The sequence below is a fragment of the Oerskovia sp. 140933 genome (assembly GCF_059651515.1).
In genome coordinates, this window is record NZ_JAMXIO010000008.1 from 72,769 (window position 1) to 92,879 (window position 20,111).

Genomic DNA, 20,111 nt, shown 5'->3' on the forward strand with positions numbered 1-20,111 from the left:
CGACGACGGCCGCCGGGCGGGTGCGACGGGGAGTGCGGCGGGTGGTGCGGCGGGTCTCGGGTCCGGCGCGTGACCGGGCAGGGCCCGCCGCGGGGCTGCGGGAGCAGCTCCGCGGCGGGCTCGTCGCACGGCCTAGCCTGCGGCAGCGGCGGCCAGGTCGGCCTGGTACTGCGACAGGTCGGACGCGCCGGACGTGAACTTGCTCGTCGCGTCCGAGATGGCGTTGGACACCGTGACCGAGGCCGCCGCGCCGTGGGCGAGCGACGGCAGGATCGTGTCCTCGGCGAACGACGTGATCGCGGTCTGCTGGTACTCGGAGAAGTCGTCCGGGTTCGCGTCGGTCCGGGCCGGGATGGAGCCCTTGGCCTTGTTGAACGCGGTCTGCCCCTCGAGGCTCGAGACGGTCTCGATCCAAGCCTTGGCGCCGTCGGGGTTCTTGGCGCCCACGGGGAGCGTGAACGAGTCGGCGAGGAAGCCGAACATGCCGTCGGTGCCGGGCACCGGGAAGTAGACGAAGTCGGTCCCGGCGACCTTGTCGGCACCCTCGAACGCCGCCACGGCCCAGTCGCCCATGACGTTGTAGGCGGCCTGCCCGTCCATGACGAGCTGCGTGGCCTCGGGCCAGTCCAGGCCGTCGCGGTCGGTGTTGGTGTAGCTCATGAGCTGCTCGAAGTCCTCGAGGGCGGCCGTGACCTCCGGGCTCTCCCAGTCGGTCGAGCCGTCCCACAGCCCGTTGTAGGCCTCGGCGCCCAGGTCGGCCATGAGGACCGTCTCGAGCAGGTTGACCTGCGTCCAGGTCTGGCCGACCGAGAGCGGCGTCTTGCCGGCGGCCTGGACCGCGTCGAGGGCCACGAACCAGTCGTCGAGGGTCTCGTACGTCGCCGTGGGGTCGAGGCCCGCCTCGGTCAGGACGGCGGGGTTGGCCCAGACCATGTTGGAGCGGTGGATGTTCGACGGCATCGAGTAGATCTTGCCGTCCACGGTGAGGAGGTCGATCAGGTCCTCCGGGAAGACGTCGGTCACCCCGTACTGGTCGTAGAGGTCGGAGATGTCCTCGATCTGGGCGGCGTCGATGTAGTCGGTGAGCTCGGCGCCCGCGTGGGCCTGGAACGTGTCCGGGGGGTCGTTGGCCTGGAGCCGGGTCTGGAGCAGGTCCTTGGCGGCCGATCCGGCACCGCCCGCGACCGCGCCGTTCACGAACGTGTAGTCGGGGTGCTGCTCGTCGAACACCGTGACGAGGGCGTCGAGGCCCGCCTTCTCGGAGCCGGAAGCCCACCAGGTGAAGACCTCGACGTCGCCGCCCGCGGCCTCTCCCGAGCCTCCGCTGGTGGAATCGCTACCAGAGTCGCCGCTGCAAGCCGCGAGGGCGAGGAGGGCCGCAGTGCCCACCAGTGCCCCGGCGACGCGTAATCCGTTACGCATGGGGTCCTACTTTCGTCGTTGACAGCGCTGTCAGGAACAGGTCGAACGTACGACCGCACCTCCCCCCTGTCAAAGAGGTACGCACAATCGTTACCGCGGAGAGACCTCCGCAGGGGGCACGAGAGGACGACGGCGACAAGCGGCGCGCGCGTGCGCCCGGTCGTCGTCACGGCGCAGCGGGCGCACGGACGGACCATCGCGTCCCGGCGCCGACCGCCGCACGGCGGGGCGGGCCACGCCCCCGCGGGTGGGCCACGCCCCGCCAGTGGGCCACGCCCCCGCGGGCGGGTCACCGACCGGCCGGCACCTCGAGCGTCCCGACCTTCGGCGCGATCTCGCCGGAGCCCCGGGGGACCAGGACGGTCGGGACCACGCGCCACCGTGCTGCCCCACCGGGCGCCGCGATGCGGTCCACCGCGAGCCGTGCGGCCTCCTGGCCCATCGCGGAGACCTCGTACCCGACGACCGTCACCCCCAGCACGTCGGCGAGCTCGAAGTCGTCGAACCCGACGAGCGCGACGCTCCGGCGGTCGCCGTGGGCCGCGCCGTCGGACGGGGCGTGGGCCGCGCCGTCGCCCCCACCGTCGGACGGGGCGTGGGCCCTCGCGCGCAGCGCCCTGAGCGCGCCCTGCGTGATCTTGTTGTTGGCCGTGAGGATCGCGGTCGGGGGCTCGTCGAGCGCGAGGAGCTCCTCGACCGCGGCCCGGGCCGACTCCGCGTCGTGCAGGCCTTCGCGCACGTACCGCTCGGGGTCCTCGATGCCCGCGTCGCGCAGGGCGGCGACGAAGCCCTCGTGGCGTTCGCGGAACGTCCACAGTCGGGACAGGTCGCCCGCGAGCGCGATCCGGCGGTGTCCCTGGGCCAGGAGGTGACGCGTCGCCTCCTCGGCGCCCGCGCGGTTGTCGAGCACGACCGTGTCGGCCTCGATGCCGCCCGGTGGGCGGTCGAGGAAGACGACGGGCACCCCGGTCGCCAGCTCGGGGTGCAGGTAGGAGTGGTCGGTGCCCGTGGGGGCGATGAAGAGGGCGGCGACGCGTCGTTCGATCAGGGCGTCGATGAGCTCGCGCTCCTGGTCGGCGTCCTCGTCGGAGCTCGTGGTGATGAGCTGGAGCCCGTGCTTGCGCAGCTCGCGCTCGATCCCGGCGGCGAGGTCCGAGTAGAAGGGGTTGGCGATGTCGCCCGTGACGAACCCGACGAGGCGGGACACGCCGCCGCGCGCGAGGTCGGCGGCGACGGCGTTGCGCCGGAAGCCCAGCTCGTCGGCGGCCGTGCGGACCTTGAGCCGGGTCGCCTCGGAGACGCTGGGTTCGTCGTTGAGCACGCGGGACGCCGTCTTGAGGCTGACTCCTGCGGCCTCGGCCACGGCGGCGAGGGTCGGTCGACGTCCCCCGCGTGCCGGTCGACCACCTGCGGCCATGTGCACCCACCCCCGCACGGATCTCTGGCGGGGCTCGTCGCGCCCCGGACCTGCTCCGCGCCGACGTGCCCCGACGACGCGTCACCGCGCGGCCGGGAGCCCTCGGCGCACCCTGGGGCGAGTAGACCGCGATTCTGACAGCGCTGTCAAGCATCGACCGGCCGCCGCGCCGGGCACGCCCGCGTGAGATCGCATCCACACCCGTCCTCGCGCCGCTCCGGACGGATTCGTGACCTGCTCCCCCTCTCCGCTAGCCTTCGATCGCCCTGCCGGTCCAGGACGCCGCCGGCGGGTTGCCCGCAGGCGACCAGAGCAGCAGGAGGCGCCATGGGTCGCACCGCCCCGGGGTGGTATCCCGACCCCTCGGCCGCCGGCACGCAACGATGGTTCGACGGCGACCGCTGGTCCCAGCACACCCGTCCTGCGGCCGTGCCCGCCAGCACCCAGCGCCTCCCGCTCGGCGTCGGCACCCTCGGTGGCGACCCGCCACGGACACCGCCCGCCGAGGGCGAGGAGACGCCGTTCGCCGCGGTGCGCCCCGGGGTCGAGGAGCAGCCCGGGTCCTACGCTCCCGCCGCGACGGTGCGGGCCCAGCCGCCCGTGCCACGACCGCCGTCAGGTCCGGGGTGGCCGGGCGGACAGGCCGGCGGCACGGGCACCGCGAGCCACGGCCCGACGTCGTCGCCGAGCTCCGCGCGCCGGTCGCCCGCGCAGCGTGGACGCCTGTCGGGGCCCTCCCTCTGGGTCGGGTGCGCGGTGCTGGTCCTCGCGCTCGCAGGGAGCGGCATCGCGCTCGCCGGCAAGCGCGCCCAGGACGGGCCGCCGGTCGCGTCCGCCTCCAAGACCGCGAGCGCCCCGAGCCCCGTCGTGGACCCGCCGGAGGACCGGACCCCCGACTACGTCGAGGTGGCCAACTCGGCCGTGCTCGACGTCGCGTCGCTCACGGTCGACGCCGTCGTCGCCGCGGCGCCCTCCCAGTCGGCGCTGGCGACGGTCGCCCTGCTCGAGGTCGGGGACCGGGACGGCACGAGAAGGTTCGCGGTCGAGGCGTTCGGCAAGCGGTTCGCGGACACCGACGGCAACGGCTGCGACACGCGCAACGACGCCCTCGGCCGGTCGCTGTCCGGTGTCTCGTTCAAGCCGGGGACGGACGACTGCGTGGTCGTCACGGGTCTGCTCGCCGACCCGTACGGGGGCACGGACATCGCCTTCGAGCGCGGGCCGCTGTCGTCCGGCAAGGTCCAGCTGGACCACGTGGTCGCGCTGACCGACGCGTGGCACAAGGGCGCGTGGTCGTGGGACAGGACACGGCGGGAGGCGTTCGCCAACGATCCGCTCAACCTCCTCGTGGTCGACGGCGCGCTGAACCAGCAGAAGGGCGACGGCGACGCCTCCGCCTGGCTGCCGCCCGACGAGTCGTACCGCTGCGCCTACGTCGCCCGCCAGGTGGGCGTGAAGTACACGTACGGCCTGCGCGTGACCGGTGCGGAGAAGACCGCCATGGTCGCCGTCCTCTCCGCGTGTCCCGACGAGCCCCTGCCTGCGGGCAGCACGCCGCCCCCGCCGCGGGACCCCGTCGTCCCCCCGGTCGACAGGCCGCGCCCGACCCCCACCCCGACGCCCGAGGCGCCGTCCGTCGACGAGCCGTCGCCGTCTCCGTCGCCCGGCCCGACGCCCGTGCCTCGCCCGACCCCTCGCCCGACCCCCCAGCCGACCGCGACTCCCGCCCCCGAGGAGCCGACGCCGACACCGACGCCCATCCCGGCGGACTGCCGGGTCAAGGGCCTCCACGTCCGCCAGGCGGACGGTGCGACGAACCTCTACTACCTCCGTGAGGACCGGTGGATCTTCAAGCGGATCGAGGGCGACGTGTGCTTCGAGGACTGGGAAGAGGCCGAGGCGGCCGGATTCTCGCGCGCCTGGTGGTAGACGTCCCCGCCTGACGGGTCGGAGCCCGTCGGGTGCGTCCGCCGCCCGACGGGCTCCCGCCCTGCCGTCAGAGCCAGGGCGACTCGATCGCGAAGGTGGTCGCGACCGACCGGATCTCGTCCCGGGTGAGCCCCTCGGCGCGCCCTCCGACCATGAGGTCCATGTACTCGTACTTGGCGCCCGTCTCGGCGTACTCGATCCGGTCGACGGCCCGCACGACCGACAGGTCGGAGCGCGACATGACCCCGTGCTTGCTCCACCGGGTCACCTCGGCCTCGCGCAGGCCCAGGACGTTCGCCTCCATCATCTCGGGCGAGCCCGGGACGAAGAACGGCAGGACCTTGACGCCCTGGGGCAGCGAGACGATCGACTCGGGCTCCCAGCGCAGGATGCGCCGGTTCATCGTCGCGTCGTCCCGGTAGGCGGGGACGTGCGAGAGGTACGTCAGGTGCGGGGGCTGGGCGTGGACCACCGCGTGGAAGTCGAGCCCGCGTGCCGCGACCTGGTCCTCGTGCACGCCGAGGTGAGAGTTGAACTCGCTCGTGAGCCGCTCGAAGAGGCGTCGAGGGGACGTGAACAGGGTCGCCGTCGTCCCACCCGGGTGCACCTTGAGCGCGCCGACGCACGCCTCGGGGTCGGCCGCGATCTGACGCAGCCGCCGACCCGACCCGGTGACGAGGATCGTGCCGCCGACCAGGGAGGGGGCGGCCGCGGGCAGCTCGACCTCCTCCGTGAGGGGGAACCGTCGTCGGACCTCGACGTCCCAGCCGAGGAAGACGGAGATGTTCCCGGCCCCCGCCTCCGCGGCACGTCGGTCCACGTCGAGGCCTCCGTCCGGCCCGCACCGCGCCGCGGCGCGTTCGTGTGCGACGACGCGCGCCTCGACCAGGTGTGGGCGTCGAGCGCGCTCACGCTCCGCCTGTGCATGCAGTCGCTCATGATCGACGGCATCAAGCGGGACCGCATGCCGTGGATCGGCGACATCGGCCTGAGCCTGGCGTCGAACGCCTACGCGTTCGCGGACCCCGAGGTCGTCCGGGCGAGCATCCGCGCCCTCGGGTCGCCCCGCTCGCACCTCATCAACGGGATCTCGGACTACTCGCTGTGGTGGGTGATCTCCCACGACCTGCACCACCTGCACTTCGACGACGCCGCCTTCCTCGGGGGACAGGCCGACGCGGTCGACTCGTTCCCGGGCACGCTCGCTGCCGACGTCGACGAGCGCGGCGTCCTGCGCCCCCGACCCGATCTCGACGCGTTCCCGGAGGCCGGGCCCGGCGCCGTCCTCATCGACTGGGGAGTGACGTTCGCCCCGGGACGCGACCCGGTCGCGCTCCAGGTGCTCTGGTACTGGGCGCTGCGCGCGGCAGGTCGGGTCCTCGGCGTCGTGCACCATCCCGGCGCCCGGCGCTGGGAGCGGCTCGCGGACCGCGTCCTCCAGGTCCTGCGCGCCGAGGGCTGGAGCGGCACCGACGGCGCCTGGCGCACCTACCTGGACGGGAGCAGCGCTCCGGACCCCTACGCGACCCTGCTCGCGGTCCACGCCGGGCTGTTCGACGGCGCGGTCCCCCGCGGCGCCGTCGACGTGATGACCGCCGCGACGTTCCGCACGCCGTTCATGAGGACGCTCGCGCTGCGGGCGCTGGGGTCTGCGGGGCACCGGCCCGACGCGGTCCGCGCGCTCGCGGCGGACTGGGGCCCCATGCTCGACGCGGGGTCGGTGACCTTCTGGGAGGAGTTCCCCCGTCCGGGGCACGACCCGCTGTCCATGTACGGCCGCCCGTACGGCAAGAGCCTGTGCCACGGGTGGGCGAGCGGACCTGCTGCCGCGCTCCCGGAGCTCGTCCTGGGCCTCGTCCCGCTCGAGCCCGGGTGGCGGACCTTCACGGTCGACCCCGACCTCGGCGACCTGGGCTGGGCGGCCGCGGTCGTGCCGCTCGGCGGTGGGGACCTCACGGTCGTCGCCGACCGGGACGGCCTCCTGACGGTCGACGTCCCGGCCGGGCACGCCCTGTCCTACGAGGGCTCCCTGCACCACGGCCCGGGCCGTCTCGAGATCCCGTGGAGGTGACCGCCCGGCGGGACCAGGACCCACCAAGGACGGGGACCTGCCCGATGGCGGCGCGCGGCCGACGGGGAGGGCTCGGCTGCACGGCGTCCCTGGAAGCACCCCTCGGGCGCGGCGCCCGCGCCGGTGTGACAGACTCCTGGCGTCCCGCCAGATGCACGTACCTGCCGAAAGGTCGGAATGCCTGTTTCACCGGAGAGCCCCCGGAGCGACGCGTCGGCGTCGGCGCCGGAAGGGGCCTCCACGACGTTTCGTGAGACCAGGCACGCCTCGCGGGAGCTCCAGGTCGGGGTCGTCCTCCTCGGCCTGGTGATCACCTCGTTCATCGTCGCGACGGCCGTGCCCGACTCGCGATCCACCGCCGAGGCGGTCGGGGTCGTGCTGGTCGCGCTCGGATCCATGGCGCTGGTGCTGGGCGCGGCGCGGATGTCGTCCGTCGTGGAGGTGGACCCGGTCCGAGGCGTCTCCCTCGGCTTCCGCCTCGGCATCCCGGTGTGGCGGCATGCCATCAGCCGGGACGAGATCTCCGAGGTGACGGACGGGACGCTCTCGATGGCGGCCGCGGGCGGGCTGGGCCTCCGGTGGATCGGCCCTGGCCGGTGGGCGCTCCTGGTCAGAGGCGGAAGTGTCGTCGTGATCAAGGTGCCGGACGGGCCGAAGGAGTACCTCGTCGGGACGGACCGGCCCGCCGAACTGATGGCGGCCCTTCGCGAGCTCGGTCAGGGCTGAGCGCTGCCGACCCTGACATCCCGCTCGGAGGGCGATGTCCTGAGACGCACGAAGGCCAGGAACCGTGACGGTTCCTGGCCTTCGCGTACTGTGCGCCCGGAGGGATTCGAACCCCCAACCTTCTGATCCGTAGGAACACGGTGGCGGGCTCTCCCGCAGGATCCCGCGGTTCCCTTCGCGGGGTTCGCCCGGGAAACTGGCCCTCGGGCGAGGAGTTCGCGTCGTTTGGCGGGGAGGACGGCGGGGAGCCGAACGGCGGCTTTCAGTGGGCACACTCGGAGGCGCCGTACCGATAGCGGAGCACAAGAGGCTGTCGGAGTCCTGGGTCAAGGGTGGCCGCAGGCCATCGCGGAGCGACGCCGCCGGCGCCCTGGACGCAGGGCGGAGACGGCCGGATGCTCGGCTGTCGGTGCGGAGCCGGACGGTACGACGACGGTGTCGGCAACCAGCGACGACATGAGGGCGGTCCCGGAATGACACGGGACCGCCCTTCGTCGTGGCGGCTGGACGGGTGGGCCGGCGACGCGGGGTGCGCGCAGCGAGCTTGCGAGAGGAGCGCGGGGTCCTGCGGCGCCGGCCCACCCGGGAGGTCGCCCGCGCGGCGAAGCCGCGCGCTTGAGTCAGTAGGGAAAGTTCTCACAGCGTCGACAACGTCGTACACACGTTGACTGGCCCGGAGTGTGTGGGTGCTGAGGATTCACCCGTTGCAGCGGGGCGTTGCGGGACCGTATGGCCGGGGAGCACTTGCCGAGTGGCTAGAGTTTCGCTGGTGACCTCTGTGGAAGACATCCTCGACAAGCTCTACTACTCGGCTACTGATGAGCGGGACAAGGGCGACAGGTTCGAGCGGATGATGCTTCAGTACTTCAAGACTGATGTCGTCTACGCTCAGCGGTTCTCTGAGGTGTTCATGTGGATGGACTGGCCGCAGCGGGCAGGGGCGAAGGACAACGGCGTTGATCTGGTCGCGATCGAGCGCGAGACCGGCGATGCGGTGGCGATCCAGTGCAAGTTCTTCGACCCAGGGTCCACGCTCTACAAGCAGCACATCGACTCCTTCTTATCGGAGTCGGGCAAGAACCCGTTCCGGGGCCGGATCGTGGTCTCCACCACTGACCAGTGGGGTCCCAACGCTGAGGCCGCGATCCACGACCAGCAGATTCCCGTGGAGCGGTTGCGGTTCATGGACCTGGCGGAGTCGAGCATCGACTGGTCGCAGTTCGACCTGGAGACCCCCGAGGTCATGGAGGTCAAGGGCCGCAAGCAGCTGCGCGCCCACCAGGTCGAGGCCCTCGAGGCAGTCCGTGCGGGACTGGCCACGGGGGATCGCGGCAAACTGATCATGGCGTGCGGGACGGGCAAGACGTTCACGTCGCTCAAGATCGTCGAGGACCTCGTGCCCCTCGGCGGCAAAGTGTTGTTCCTGGTCCCCTCGATCGCGTTGCTGTCGCAGTCGTTGCGTGAGTGGTCGATCGAGGCCGAGCACTCCCTGCGCACGTTCGCGGTCTGCTCGGACGTCAAAGTCGGCAAGAAGTCCGCGAACGCCTCGGAGGACATCTCCTCCGTCGACCTGGCGCACCCGTCCACGACCAACCCGGCCAAGCTCGCGGCCCGGCTCAGTGACGAGGCGGCCGGTCAGGGGCGCATCACGGTCGTGTTCTCCACCTACCAGTCGATCGACGTGGTCGCACAGGCCCAGAAGGCCGGGTCGGGTGACTTCGACCTGATCATCTGCGACGAGGCGCACCGCACCACTGGAGCGACCCTGGCAGGCACCGACGAGTCCGCGTTCACCCGGGTGCATGACGCGTCCTACATCACCGCGTCCAAGCGCCTGTACATGACCGCGACCCCGCGCATCTACGACGAGGCGTCTAAGACCAAGGCCGGCGATTCCCAGGCATTGCTCGCCTCGATGGACGACGAACGACTCTACGGGCCTGAGCTGCACCGCCTCGGGTTTGGCGAGGCGGTCTCACGCAGCCTGCTCACCGACTACAAGGTCCTGGTCCTAGCGGTCGATGAGGGCTCGGTTTCACGCACGTTCCAGAACCAGTTCGCCGAGCATGGCGAGCTCAAGCTCGACGACGTCGCCAAGATCGTGGGGTGCTGGAACGGCCTGGCCAAGCGCGGGCGCTCCGAGCACGGCTTCGAGACCGACCCGGCCCCGATGCGCCGGGCGGTGGCGTTCGCCCGGGACATCAAGAGCTCGAAGCAGTTCGCGGACATGTTCGAGCAGATCGTCGTGGAGTACACCCACAACAACCCGCTGACCGACGAAGAGCGCGAGGACGGGGTCATTCAGCTGATGACCGACGCCCACCACGTCGATGGCACGTACAACATCCTCCAGCGCAACGCTGAGCTCGACTGGCTCAAGGCCCAGACCCCGCCCGACCAGGCCCGCATCCTGTCCAACGCCCGCTGCCTGTCCGAAGGCGTGGACGTCCCGGCCCTGGACGCGGTCATGTTCCTCAACCCGCGCAAGTCCGTGGTCGACGTCGTGCAGTCCGTGGGCCGCGTCATGCGCCTGGCCCCGGGCAAGAAGTACGGGTACATCATCTTGCCCATCGGCATTCCCGCGGGCATGACCCCCGAGGACGCGCTACGCGACAACGAGAAGTACAAGGTCGTGTGGGAAGTCCTGCAGGCCCTGCGCGCGCACGACGAGCGCTTCGACGCGATGGTCAACAAGATCGACCTGAACAAGGCCCGCGACGAACGCATCCAGATCATCGGCGTCGGCGGCGGCCCCACCGACCGCGACGACCAGACCACCAAGGGCGATACCACCGAGCCCGGCCACGTCCAGGGGATGTTCGATCTGGCCGCCCTCGATCAGTGGCGTGATGCGATCTACGCCAAGATCGTCACGAAGGTCGGCTCCCGACGCTACTGGGAAGACTGGGCCAAGGACGTCGCCAAGATCGCTGAGCAGCACCGCGCCCGCCTGCTCGGCCTCCTCGACTCCCCCGACGTCGCCGACAGGTTCGCCCAGTTCCTCACCGCGCTGCGCGCCAACCTCAACGAGTCGATCAGCCGCGACGACGCGATCGACATGCTCTCCCAGCACCTGATCACCAAGCCCGTCTTCGACGCCCTGTTCGAAGACCACGCCTTCACTGAGCACAACCCCGTCTCCCTGGTCATGCAAGGGATGCTCGACACCCTCGAAGGGGCCAACCTCGAGGCCGAAACCGCCTCGCTGGAGAAGTTCTACGACTCCGTGCGCCAGCGCGCCGCCGGCATCGACAACGCCGAAGGCAAGCAACGCATCATCACCGACCTCTACGAGAAGTTCTTCAAGCTCGCCTTCCCCCGCGCAGCCGAAGCCCTGGGCATCGTCTACACCCCCGTGCCCGTCGTCGACTTCATCATCCGCTCCGTCGACCACCTCCTGCGCGAGGAGTTCGGCACGTCCCTGTCCGGGGAAGGCGTGCACGTCCTGGACCCCTTCACCGGGACCGGCACGTTCATCGTCCGCCTCCTGCAGTCCGGGCTCATCACCCCCGAAGACCTCGCCCGCAAGTACGCCTCCGAGCTGCACGCCAACGAGCTCATGCTCCTCGCGTACTACATCGCGGCCATCAACATCGAGACGACCTTCCACGACCTCACCCACGACGCCGGCGACCCCGCCTACACACCGTTCGACGGCATCGTCCTCACCGACACCTTCCAGATGACCGAAGACGGCGACCTCGACGACGGCCTCGTGTTCACCAACAACAACGCCCGCGTCCTGGCCCAAAAAGCCCTCGACATCCGCGTCATCATCGGCAACCCACCCTATTCATCTGGGCAGACATCAGCAAATGACAACAACGCTAATCTTAAGTACCCCACCCTCGACGCCTCCATCGAAACCACCTATGCGAAGCGTTCGAGCGCGACAAACAAGAACTCCCTCTACGACTCCTACATCCGCGCCATCCGCTGGGCATCAGACCGGATCGGCGAGTCCGGCGTAATCGGCTTCGTCACCAACGGCGGCTTCATAGACGGGACAGCAGCGGATGGGCTGAGGAAAACTCTCATCGACGAGTTTACGTCGATCTATATACTCAACATGCGCGGGAACATGCGTGCTGCAAATTGGAAGGAAGAGGGTGGCCAGGTATTTGGCGCAGGCAGTCAAGCTACCGTCGCCGTCACTTTCCTTGTAAAGAACCCGAATCGACCACCGGCGGAAGTCGTACATTATCGGAGCATCGGCAACTTCCTGAAGCGCGATGAAAAATTGGAAATCGTCGCGATGTCTTCAGTCGAAACGCTGGAGTGGCAGAACATCACCCCCAACGACCAGGGCGACTGGACCAACCAACGCACCGAGGTCTTCGACACCTACACCCCCATCGCCACCAAGGACGGGACGCCGGCTGTCCTCAGTGTCCTGTCAGGAGGGCTCAAGACGAACCGCGACGCCTGGGTCTATAACTACTCCAGCTCCGAACTGGCCGCGAACGTCAGTCGGATGGTCGACTTCTACAACAGCCAGGTCAACGACTTCGCGGCACTGGTCAGAACGCAGGCACTGACCGATCCCGCGGCCCACGTCGCCGCCTTCATCAACACCGACCCCACGAAGATCAGCTGGAACCGTGCTGACAAGAGCCAGCTCGCGCGAGGGCGGCACTACCAGCTCCGAGAGGGTGCCCGCCGGGTGTCCGCTTACCGGCCATTTACCCGCCAGCGCGTCTGGTTCGACCGTGAACTCAACGACATGGTCTACCGCCTGAACCAACTCTTCCCGACCCCGGCGCACCCGAACCATGGGTTCTACATCAGCGGTCTGGGCGCCACGAAGCCATTTAGCCTTCATGCCGTCGATGCCATCCCTGATCTGAACTACTGGGGGTCGGAGGGTGGCCAGTTCATTGCTCGCTACACCTACGAACCCGTTGAGAACGGTCAGCTCACTTTCGACGAGATGGACGTGGTCGACGGCTACCGGCGCATCGACAACATCACGGACAGCGGCCTGGCTGAGTATCGGGCCACCTACGGAACCGAGGTGACGAAGGACGACATCTTCGTCTACGTCTACGCGCTCCTGCACTCAACCGACTACCGCACCCAGTTCGCCGCGGACCTCAAGCGCACCCTGCCGCGCATCCCGAAGGTCCCAGCCGAGCACTTCGCCGCTTTCGTCGATGCCGGCCGGCACCTCATCAACCTGCACATCAACTACGAGGACGCCGCGCCCTACGACCTCACCATCACCGGCGAGCCGGTGGCTCCAGCCGATCCGTACGCGACCTACCGGGTCGAGAAGATGAAGTGGAAGGCGAAGGCTGACAAGTCGACCCTCGTCTACAACTCGCGCATCACCGTCGCGGGGATCCCGGACGCTGCGCACGAGTACATGCTCGGCTCCCGGTCCGCGATCGAGTGGCTCATCGACCGCTACCAAGTCAAGACCGACAAGGCATCGGGCATCGTCAACAACCCCAACGACTGGTCCCGCGAAACCGGGCAGCCCCGCTATGTCCTCGACCTCGTCGCCAAGATCGTCACGGTCAGCGTCGAGACGGTCAGGATCGTCAAGGCACTGCCTCAGGTGGACTTCACCTGATGGCGAGCCACAACTCGTTGCGAGACCGCCCCGCTACGAGAGGATGTCCACAAGGGCGCTGTGCAGCCCTGGTCCAGCAACAAGAAGATCCCGCCCGGCGATCGTGTAGGAGCTTCCGTCAATGTGGCTCACGAATGCGCCCACCGCGCGTGCGAGGGCGATTCCTGCGGCGACGTCCCATGTGCGGTTGGCGTCGATGACGACCGCGTCAAGGCGGCCAGCCGCCAGCCAAGCTAGGTCTGTCGCGGCTGAGCCGAGCATCCGGATCCGTCCGACAGAAGTAGCGAGGTTGTCGAGCGTCGCGAGGCGACGGGCGTTCTTCACCTGACTGCCTGGGCCAGTGGCGAAGTCGCCGAACGAGACGATCGCATCGGAGAGGTCCGACGTGTCGGCTACCCGGATGGACCGTTCGTTGAGCAACGCCACACCGTCCCGGGTGACGTACCGCTCGCTGTGCGCTGGTAGCGCGATGGTGCCGAAGACAGGGTCACCGGCCTCGATCAGCGCGAGCGACACACCGTAGTTCGGCAAGCCGCGCGAGAAGTTGGTGGTCCCGTCAATCGGGTCGAGGCACCAGTACTGCTCACGATCTCCGGTATGTCCGCGCTCCTCCCCGAGGAAACCGATGTCGGGCGTCTCGCGGGCGAGCAGCTCCCGGACGGCGTCCTCGATCGCAAAGTCGGTGGCAGTGGCGAAGTCGCGGTCAGTCTTGTAGACGCGCTCCCCCGTTTCACCCGCACCCAGGAGCGAGAGCGCGAGGTCGATCGCCGCGTCAGCCGCCCGCTCAGTCGCTGACAACATCAGCGCGCTCCCATGTCTCGTCGAAGATCGCCTCGAAGATCGGGAAGAGGCCGTGCGGGTGCGCGTCGTCGGCCTCGATCAGGAAGGTGGGTGCGTCCAGTCCGCGAAGGCGCGGCAGGTACGGCTGCACAACGGCGCGGGTTCCATCGAACCGCGCGATGTTGAACCGCACGGGCTCGTCGTAAGTGCGGACCTGCACGCGCCCCCTGGCCTCGGACGACAGCCGCTTCCGAAGACGTGCGACGGCCAACATGTTCGCGCGCGTGAGCTCCGCCAAGTGCCCAGCTGGCTGCTCCTCTTCGACCTCCCGTGCCGCTGTCGCCGCGCCGTTCGGGTCAAGGAACAAGCACCGCAAGGTCAGACCGTTCTCCACGAGCTCCGCGAGCGTCACATCAGACACTCCCTGACAGAGCGCGTTGAGGCTCAGTCCCATCGCGTCGACATGCTCCGACGTCGCGAGCGTCCGCAGAACGGGCATCGCCGCCTGCGCTTCCGACCTGGTCGGAAAGACACCTCGTACATCGCGCGTTGAGAACGTCGCGTCGTCGGTTGGCGGGGTCAGGCGCTCGTACACGAGCTTCTCAAGTCGCTGGAGAGCGCCGCGCAGCTCCGCAACATCGCCGGCCCCCTCCCCTTCCACCCCCGGTGCGAGTCCAAGCCGGGAGTCGAGCGACAGTCCGTAGAGAGACGCAGCGGCGAGGACAACGTCTGCGGGGGGCCGCGCGCGTCCCTTGATCCAGTTGCTGACGGCCGACTCCGAGTACGTACCCGACTCAGGACCGACGTCGGCCGAACGCAACGCCAGGGCGAGAGCTGCCCCGCCGCCGGCCGCTCGGCGGGCATGGTCAAGCACCTCTCGCACCACTGTGTCCCATGTCGTACTCATGCTGTCGATTCTCGCACGATTCGCCTGACGCGCGAGAGACATCGCGTCAATCGCTTGACACGCGACTCGTCCGAGTGTGTAGTTGGTCGCAGGAGCAGCGACTGGCGCGCTCCACATGCGAATGGAGTTGGTTGAAGTGGCTATCGCCAAGCGTTTCCCCGTGGCCCACGGTCTCGTCTTCCCGAACGGCGCGTTCCTGCATGGACTCGTCGAGCCCGTCGCGGACTTCCAGGCCGAGAAGCGCGCGGACGGCTCGCGCCCCCAGCAGCGAGACAAGGAGAGCGGCCTGCCGATGTGGCAGTGCACGGTCATCGATGCCGACGCGGACGCCGGCCGACGCGAGATCGGCGTCTCGGTCAAGTTCGCCGCCGAGGTGCAGCCGGTGCCGCCGAAGAACACCTCGCCCCTGCCGTGGACGCCGGTGGAGTTCGTGGGCCTCACGGCCCTCCCGTACGTCGACGACGCGGGGAGCCGGCCCCGGATCGCATGGTCCTTCCGCGCACAGGGCTTCGTCACCCCGGGACAGGCCGGCAAGGCGTCCGACTCGAAGGACGCGGCATGATGTCTGCACCGATCACGAACGCGATCGACTCGTCTGAGCCGGCGGTGGCGTGATGGACGCGCTCAGTACGACGTGGGTCGTCACCCGACAGGTCGTGGGCGTGGTCTGGCACCTGATCGCCTGGACTCTGCGGTCCTGGCGGCTGCTGCTGGCCTGCGTCGTGCTGGGCAACGTCCTCTTGCTCGGCTCGCACACCGTCGCTGGCTACGCGGTGCTGTGGAGCCTCCCGGCCTTCTCGCTCGTTCGGGCCGTGTGGTTCGCGGTCCACCCACTCACCTATGACGCGGTGCTCGGCGGACCGATCCGACGCCGCAGGTGGCGACGCAAGGCTCGGCGCAACTGGGTCCTGGTTGCCGAGCGCTGCGGCCTGGCGTCGACCCCTCGGGGCGACGAGCCCCGCGTGATTCCCCGGTTGCAGCGCGTCCGTGCGTCCGAGAACACCTTGTCCCTCCAGATCCGTGCTCGCATCGGGCAGACGGCCGACGACGTCACCGAAGCTGCGGAGGCGATCGCCACCGCCTTCGGCGCTCAGTCCGTCGAGACCCGCCGACTCGGTGCGGGGTGGGTCGAGCTCGTCCTCACGATGCGCGAGCTGCTCGACGTCCCCACCTTCCCGACCATCCCGGTACGGGTCGAGACGTGCGCCGTTACCCTCGGGCGGTGCTCGGACGGGCAGCGGTGGCGTCTCGACCTCAGCGGACGGCACACGCTTGTCGTCGGCCGCACCGGCTCGGGGAAGGGCTCGCTCTTCTGGGGCGTCGCGGGCAACCTCGCTCCTGCCGCGCACGCTGGCGTGGTCAACCTCTGGGGCATCGACCTCAAGGGCGGCGTCGAGGTCGCCGTCGGCGCGCCGATGTTCTCCCGCGTCGCGATGCGTGAGGACGACGCCGTCCGCCTCCTACGAGCTCTGCATCGTGTGATCGTCGAACGGCAGCGGCTCATGCGTGGGCTGACCCGGCAGTTCGAGCCGACCCCGGGGGACCCGGTGCATGTCCTGATGATCGATGAGCTCGCCGTGCTCACTGCCTACGCCTCGAAGGAAGTCGTCAACGAGGCTGCCAGCCTCCTCAAGCTCATCTTGACGCAGGGGCGCGCGTTCGGCGTCATCGTCGTCGCATTCGTGCAGGACCCCCGCAAGGAGACGGTCGGCATGCGCGACCTGTTCACGCAGACCATCGCCCTGCGCCTGGCCTCCGCCGCTGAGACTCGGATGGTCCTCGGGGACGGCATGGCCTCTGACGCCCCCGCACACCACATTCCCCGCACCATGCCGGGGACCGGGTACGCCCTTTCCGACGATGGCTTCGTCCAGCGGGTCCGCGCCGACTTCTGGGCAGACGACTTCATCCGCATGGTCGCCGCCACCTATCCAGCGCCGCCCGCACCGCCGCTGCCCGAGGACGCACCCACAGTCGCGCCCGGGCTCTCGGATGTCTCCCGGTCACAGGAGTCGGATAGGCCTGAGGGCGCCGCTCGTCGTCCTCGCGCGCCACGCAAGCCCCGTACGCCCAGGACCACGACCGAAGGCTCCGAGGTCGCCTGATGTCGACGGCTGAGGCGGTGGACATGCGCTTCTGGGGCCACTCCCCCGACGCCCCTCTCGACCTCGGAGACCTGGGGCCGTTCGAGGTCCAGTCCATCGCCTCACGCCTGATCGACCGCACCATGCCCGCTCTCGCAGACACGCTCGCGCGGGTCGGCAACTGCTCCCACCCCGTCCGCCTCGTCGGACGCTCCGATGTCGTCAACGCGCGGACGGGGGAGATCGTCGAGACGTTCCGTTCCGCCGACCAGCCGCTCGGGATGCTCTACAAGCCCTGCGGCAACCGTCGCGAGGACGTCTGCCCCGCCTGCTCGCGCATCTATGCACGCGACACCTTCGAGCTCATCTCGACCGGCCTGCACGGCGGCAAGGGCGTCCCCGCAACCGTCGCAGCGAACCCCCTCCTGTTCGTCACCCTCACGGCGCCCTCATTCGGCACCGTCCACGGTGTGCGGGAGAAGGACCAGAGGCCGCAACCTTGCCGCCCACGCAGCCGTTCGACGCTCTGTCGGCATGGGCGGTCCATGACGTGCTGGACCCGCCACGAGAAGGACGACGCCGCCGTCGGCGCTCCACTGTGCCCGGACTGCTACGACGTGGACTCCGCGGCTGTCTGGCAGTGGTTCGCTCCTGAGCTGTGGCGCCGCTTTACCATCGCCCTGCGCCGACATCTCGCCGCAGCTCTCGACGTCGCCGCATCCGGCCTGAAGAACCACCTGCGCCTCGAGTACGCCAAGGTGGCCGAGTTCCAGGCCCGCGGCCTCGTCCACTTCCACGCCCTCGTACGCATCGACGGGCCCGACGGACCCGGCTCTCCTGCCCCCATCCCGGCAGACTCGCTGGCCGACGCCGTTCGCTCAGCCGCGGATTCCGTTCGGTACACGGCTCCCGCCGTCGACAGCGACGACGTCGACCGGGTGCTCCGCTTGGGTCAGCAGGTCGACGTGCGAGAGGTTCGCGGGGGTGCGCACGCTGGTCAGGACGTCACCGCCGAGCAGGTCGCCGCCTACCTGGCGAAGTACTCGACCAAGTCGGCGGGCGTCGACCCCGCCCGGCCCCGGCCCCACCTCGCCGCCATGACCGAGGCCTGCCGACGGCTCGCAGCCCGTGCGCTCACCGGCTGTCATTTCCAGTGCTCGGAGAGAGCCGCAGACCGGCACCCGAGCCTGTGCGGCGACTGCTCCGCCAACCAGTACGCACTGCTCGGGCACTGGTCCTCGATGCTCGGATTCCGAGGGCACTTCTCCACCAAGTCTCGGCGCTACTCGGTGACCCTCGGTGCGTTGCGTCGTGCTCGGCATCGGTTCCAGCGGCTCATGGCCGACGCTCGACGCGACGGTCGAACCCTCGACACCCGCGAGCTCGAAGCGCGCCTCATGGCTGAGGCCGCCGACGAAGCGACACTCGTCGTCGGCTCCTGGACCTTCGAGGGGTCAGGCTGGCCCCGGGCAGGCGACAAGGCCCTTGCCGACGCTGCCGCCTCACGCGCCCGCGAGTACGCGCAGTGGCGGAAGGAGCAGCACACGACCCACCACCCGGCGCGATAGCCGACCCAGACGTTCGAGGCACGAAAGGAACAGCTCATGAGCACGCTCACCGGCGAGTCACTCGTTCTGACGCAGGCCGAGGTGGCAGCCCTTCTCCGGATTCCGGAGGCGACGTTGCAGGACCTCGCGAGGCGCGGACACAGCTCGATCCCGCGCGCATGGAAGGTCGGGAGGGCATGGCGGTGGCTCGCGTCGGACGTGGACGCGTTCATCGCCTCCCGGGGCGAGAGGCAGGCACCGTGAGCGTCAAGAAGCGCGTCTACTCGTACACGGGCGACAACGGGGAGCCCCGCGCCCGCACTGTGTGGCGCGCCCGGGTCTGGACCTACCCGCCGCACGGCCCCCGCCGCGAGGTCGAGGAAGAGTTCTCGACACGTGCCCAGGCCGACGCATGGGAGCGAAAGCAGCGCGACTCGGCCAGGGGACGCAACCTCGACCTCGAACGTACCCGGTTGTCCGACTCGGGACTCTGGGAGCGTGCCGAACCGGTCCTTCGTCGCCGGCTCGCACCTCGGACGTTCAGCTACTACCGCGACGGGTGGAACGCCCGCGTCGTCAAGACCTTCGGCGCCACGAAGGTCGGAGACATCTCCGTCGGTGAGGTCGAACGCGCGCAGGCCGAGTGGGCACGAACCGGAAGCGTCCATACAGCGCGGCAGGCACGCTTCGCCCTGTCGGCCGTGTTGGGCGTCGCTGTCCGGGACGGGCTGCTCTCCGCGAACCCCGCGAGGTCCGCGACGTCGTCGAACGCCGAGAAGCGCCACCGCCAGGAGCGCAAGGTCGGCATGACGCTCACCCCGGCGCAGCTCGCGTCCCTCGTCGAAGCGGTCCGTGCGCTCCCGAACGGTGAGCCCTACGCGGTGATGGTCGACCTCATGGGGTCCGCCGGCCTCCGGTACGGCGAGACTGCCGCACTCCAGGTAGGTGACGTCGACCTCGTGCGCGGGATCCTGAACGTCACCCGTTCCGTCTCCGAGATGACGAAGGACGACGCCGACCTCGCGGCCGGGTACTCGCGTGAAGGCAACCTCGTCTGGGGGCCGCCCAAAGGAGGCAAGAGCCGCCTGGTCCCGATCCCGAGGCACCTGGTCGTCCCGTTGAGCGAGCTGCTCGCCAAACAGCCCCGGTCGGCTCAGGTGTTCCGATCGGAGCGCACCGGCTACGTGATCCGGGGCAACGTCCTCAAGTCCAAGGTCAAGGCGACCAAGGGCAGCGGAGAGACGGTCCAGGGATGGACTGCGTTCGTCGCCTGGCTCGGGTTCGCGGGCCTCCGGGTGCACGATCTACGGGCCACGGCCGCAACGAACATGCTCGCTGCGGGCGTCCCTCCGCACGTCGTGCGTGACATCCTGGGACACGAGGACATCAAAGTGACGAACGGCTACGCGCGGCCCCACGACGACGCGTTCACCCGGGCCGTGGAGTCGCTGGCGGCCTACTCCCAGCGGGGCGGTCTGTGACTGTGGCGGGGAACGCGACGGGGAGCACCCGCAACCAGCCCAGGAACGACGAAGGCGCGGCCCCTAGTTTCCTAGGAACCGCGCCGATTCGCGCACTGTGCGCCCGGAGGGATTCGAACCCCCAACCTTCTGATCCGTAGTCAGATGCTCTATCCGTTGAGCTACGGGCGCC

At 69.6% G+C, this 20,111-nt stretch carries 13 protein-coding genes, 1 tRNA gene and 1 pseudogene; 9 read left to right on the plus strand and 6 right to left on the minus strand.

The window, feature by feature from the left end:
• Nucleotides 1-132: 132 nt before the first annotated feature.
• Nucleotides 133-1,422 (minus strand): ABC transporter substrate-binding protein, encoded by a 1,290-nt coding sequence (locus tag NHG27_RS06525; RefSeq protein WP_497015305.1) that lies wholly within the window; start codon nt 1,420-1,422, stop codon nt 133-135.
• Between the two features lie 289 nt (nt 1,423-1,711).
• Complete coding sequence (locus tag NHG27_RS06530) at nt 1,712-2,785, minus strand: LacI family DNA-binding transcriptional regulator (protein ID WP_497015307.1); 1,074 nt, start codon at nt 2,783-2,785, stop codon at nt 1,712-1,714.
• 381 nt (nt 2,786-3,166) lie between these two features.
• Here NHG27_RS06530 and NHG27_RS06535 point away from each other — a divergent pair, with 381 nt between their 5' ends.
• On the plus strand, nt 3,167-4,768 hold the full coding sequence (locus NHG27_RS06535; protein ID WP_497015308.1) for a GmrSD restriction endonuclease domain-containing protein: 1,602 nt from the start codon (nt 3,167-3,169) through the stop codon (nt 4,766-4,768).
• Nucleotides 4,769-4,835: 67 nt separating this feature from the next.
• Here the strand turns inward: NHG27_RS06535 and NHG27_RS06540 are convergent, their stop codons facing one another.
• Nucleotides 4,836-5,588, minus strand: a complete 753-nt coding sequence (locus tag NHG27_RS06540) for a class II aldolase/adducin family protein (RefSeq protein WP_497015309.1) — start codon at nt 5,586-5,588, stop codon at nt 4,836-4,838.
• 39 nt (nt 5,589-5,627) lie between these two features.
• On the opposite strand from NHG27_RS06540, the pseudogene NHG27_RS06545 reads away from it, so the two are divergent.
• The 3 genes and pseudogenes from NHG27_RS06545 to NHG27_RS06555 all read left to right on the plus strand — a co-directional run.
• Nucleotides 5,628-6,839 (plus strand): annotated as a pseudogene (locus NHG27_RS06545) (alpha-L-rhamnosidase-related protein); the annotation flags it as partial.
• A 306-nt stretch (nt 6,840-7,145) separates the two neighbouring features.
• A complete protein-coding gene (locus NHG27_RS06550; protein ID WP_497015310.1) occupies nt 7,146-7,565 on the plus strand; it encodes a hypothetical protein in 420 nt (139 codons plus the stop codon).
• A 769-nt stretch (nt 7,566-8,334) separates the two neighbouring features.
• Entirely contained in the window at nt 8,335-13,140 is a 4,806-nt protein-coding gene (locus NHG27_RS06555) for a DEAD/DEAH box helicase (RefSeq protein WP_497015312.1), read from the plus strand.
• 33 nt (nt 13,141-13,173) lie between these two features.
• Here NHG27_RS06555 and NHG27_RS06560 read toward each other — a convergent pair whose 3' ends face one another.
• The gene (locus NHG27_RS06560; protein ID WP_497015313.1) at nt 13,174-13,941 is read right to left on the minus strand and encodes an inositol monophosphatase family protein; all 768 of its coding nucleotides are present in this window, start codon (nt 13,939-13,941) and stop codon (nt 13,174-13,176) included.
• Complete coding sequence (locus tag NHG27_RS06565; protein ID WP_497015315.1) at nt 13,925-14,827, minus strand: DUF5919 domain-containing protein; 903 nt, start codon at nt 14,825-14,827, stop codon at nt 13,925-13,927. The genes NHG27_RS06560 and NHG27_RS06565 overlap by 17 nt, the downstream gene beginning before the upstream one ends.
• 136 nt (nt 14,828-14,963) lie before the next feature.
• Between NHG27_RS06565 and NHG27_RS06570 the strand changes: the two genes are divergently transcribed.
• From NHG27_RS06570 to NHG27_RS06590, 5 genes are read left to right on the plus strand one after another with little or no spacing between them, the layout of a single operon-like run.
• Complete coding sequence (locus NHG27_RS06570) at nt 14,964-15,389, plus strand: plasmid replication, integration and excision activator (protein ID WP_497015317.1); 426 nt, start codon at nt 14,964-14,966, stop codon at nt 15,387-15,389.
• A gap of 52 nt (nt 15,390-15,441) precedes the next feature.
• A complete protein-coding gene (locus tag NHG27_RS06575) occupies nt 15,442-16,932 on the plus strand; it encodes an FtsK/SpoIIIE domain-containing protein (RefSeq protein WP_497015318.1) in 1,491 nt (496 codons plus the stop codon).
• Entirely contained in the window at nt 16,932-18,479 is a 1,548-nt protein-coding gene (locus NHG27_RS06580; RefSeq protein WP_497015319.1) for a replication initiator, read from the plus strand. Before NHG27_RS06575 ends, NHG27_RS06580 begins: the two co-directional genes overlap by 1 nt.
• 36 nt (nt 18,480-18,515) lie before the next feature.
• Nucleotides 18,516-18,722 (plus strand): helix-turn-helix domain-containing protein, encoded by a 207-nt coding sequence (locus tag NHG27_RS06585; RefSeq protein WP_030151131.1) that lies wholly within the window; start codon nt 18,516-18,518, stop codon nt 18,720-18,722.
• The gene (locus NHG27_RS06590; protein WP_497015321.1) at nt 18,719-19,939 is read left to right on the plus strand and encodes a tyrosine-type recombinase/integrase; all 1,221 of its coding nucleotides are present in this window, start codon (nt 18,719-18,721) and stop codon (nt 19,937-19,939) included. The genes NHG27_RS06585 and NHG27_RS06590 overlap by 4 nt, the downstream gene beginning before the upstream one ends.
• Nucleotides 19,940-20,037: 98 nt before the next feature.
• Here NHG27_RS06590 and NHG27_RS06595 read toward each other — a convergent pair.
• Nucleotides 20,038-20,110, minus strand: a tRNA-Arg gene (locus tag NHG27_RS06595).
• Nucleotide 20,111: the final 1 nt, after the last annotated feature.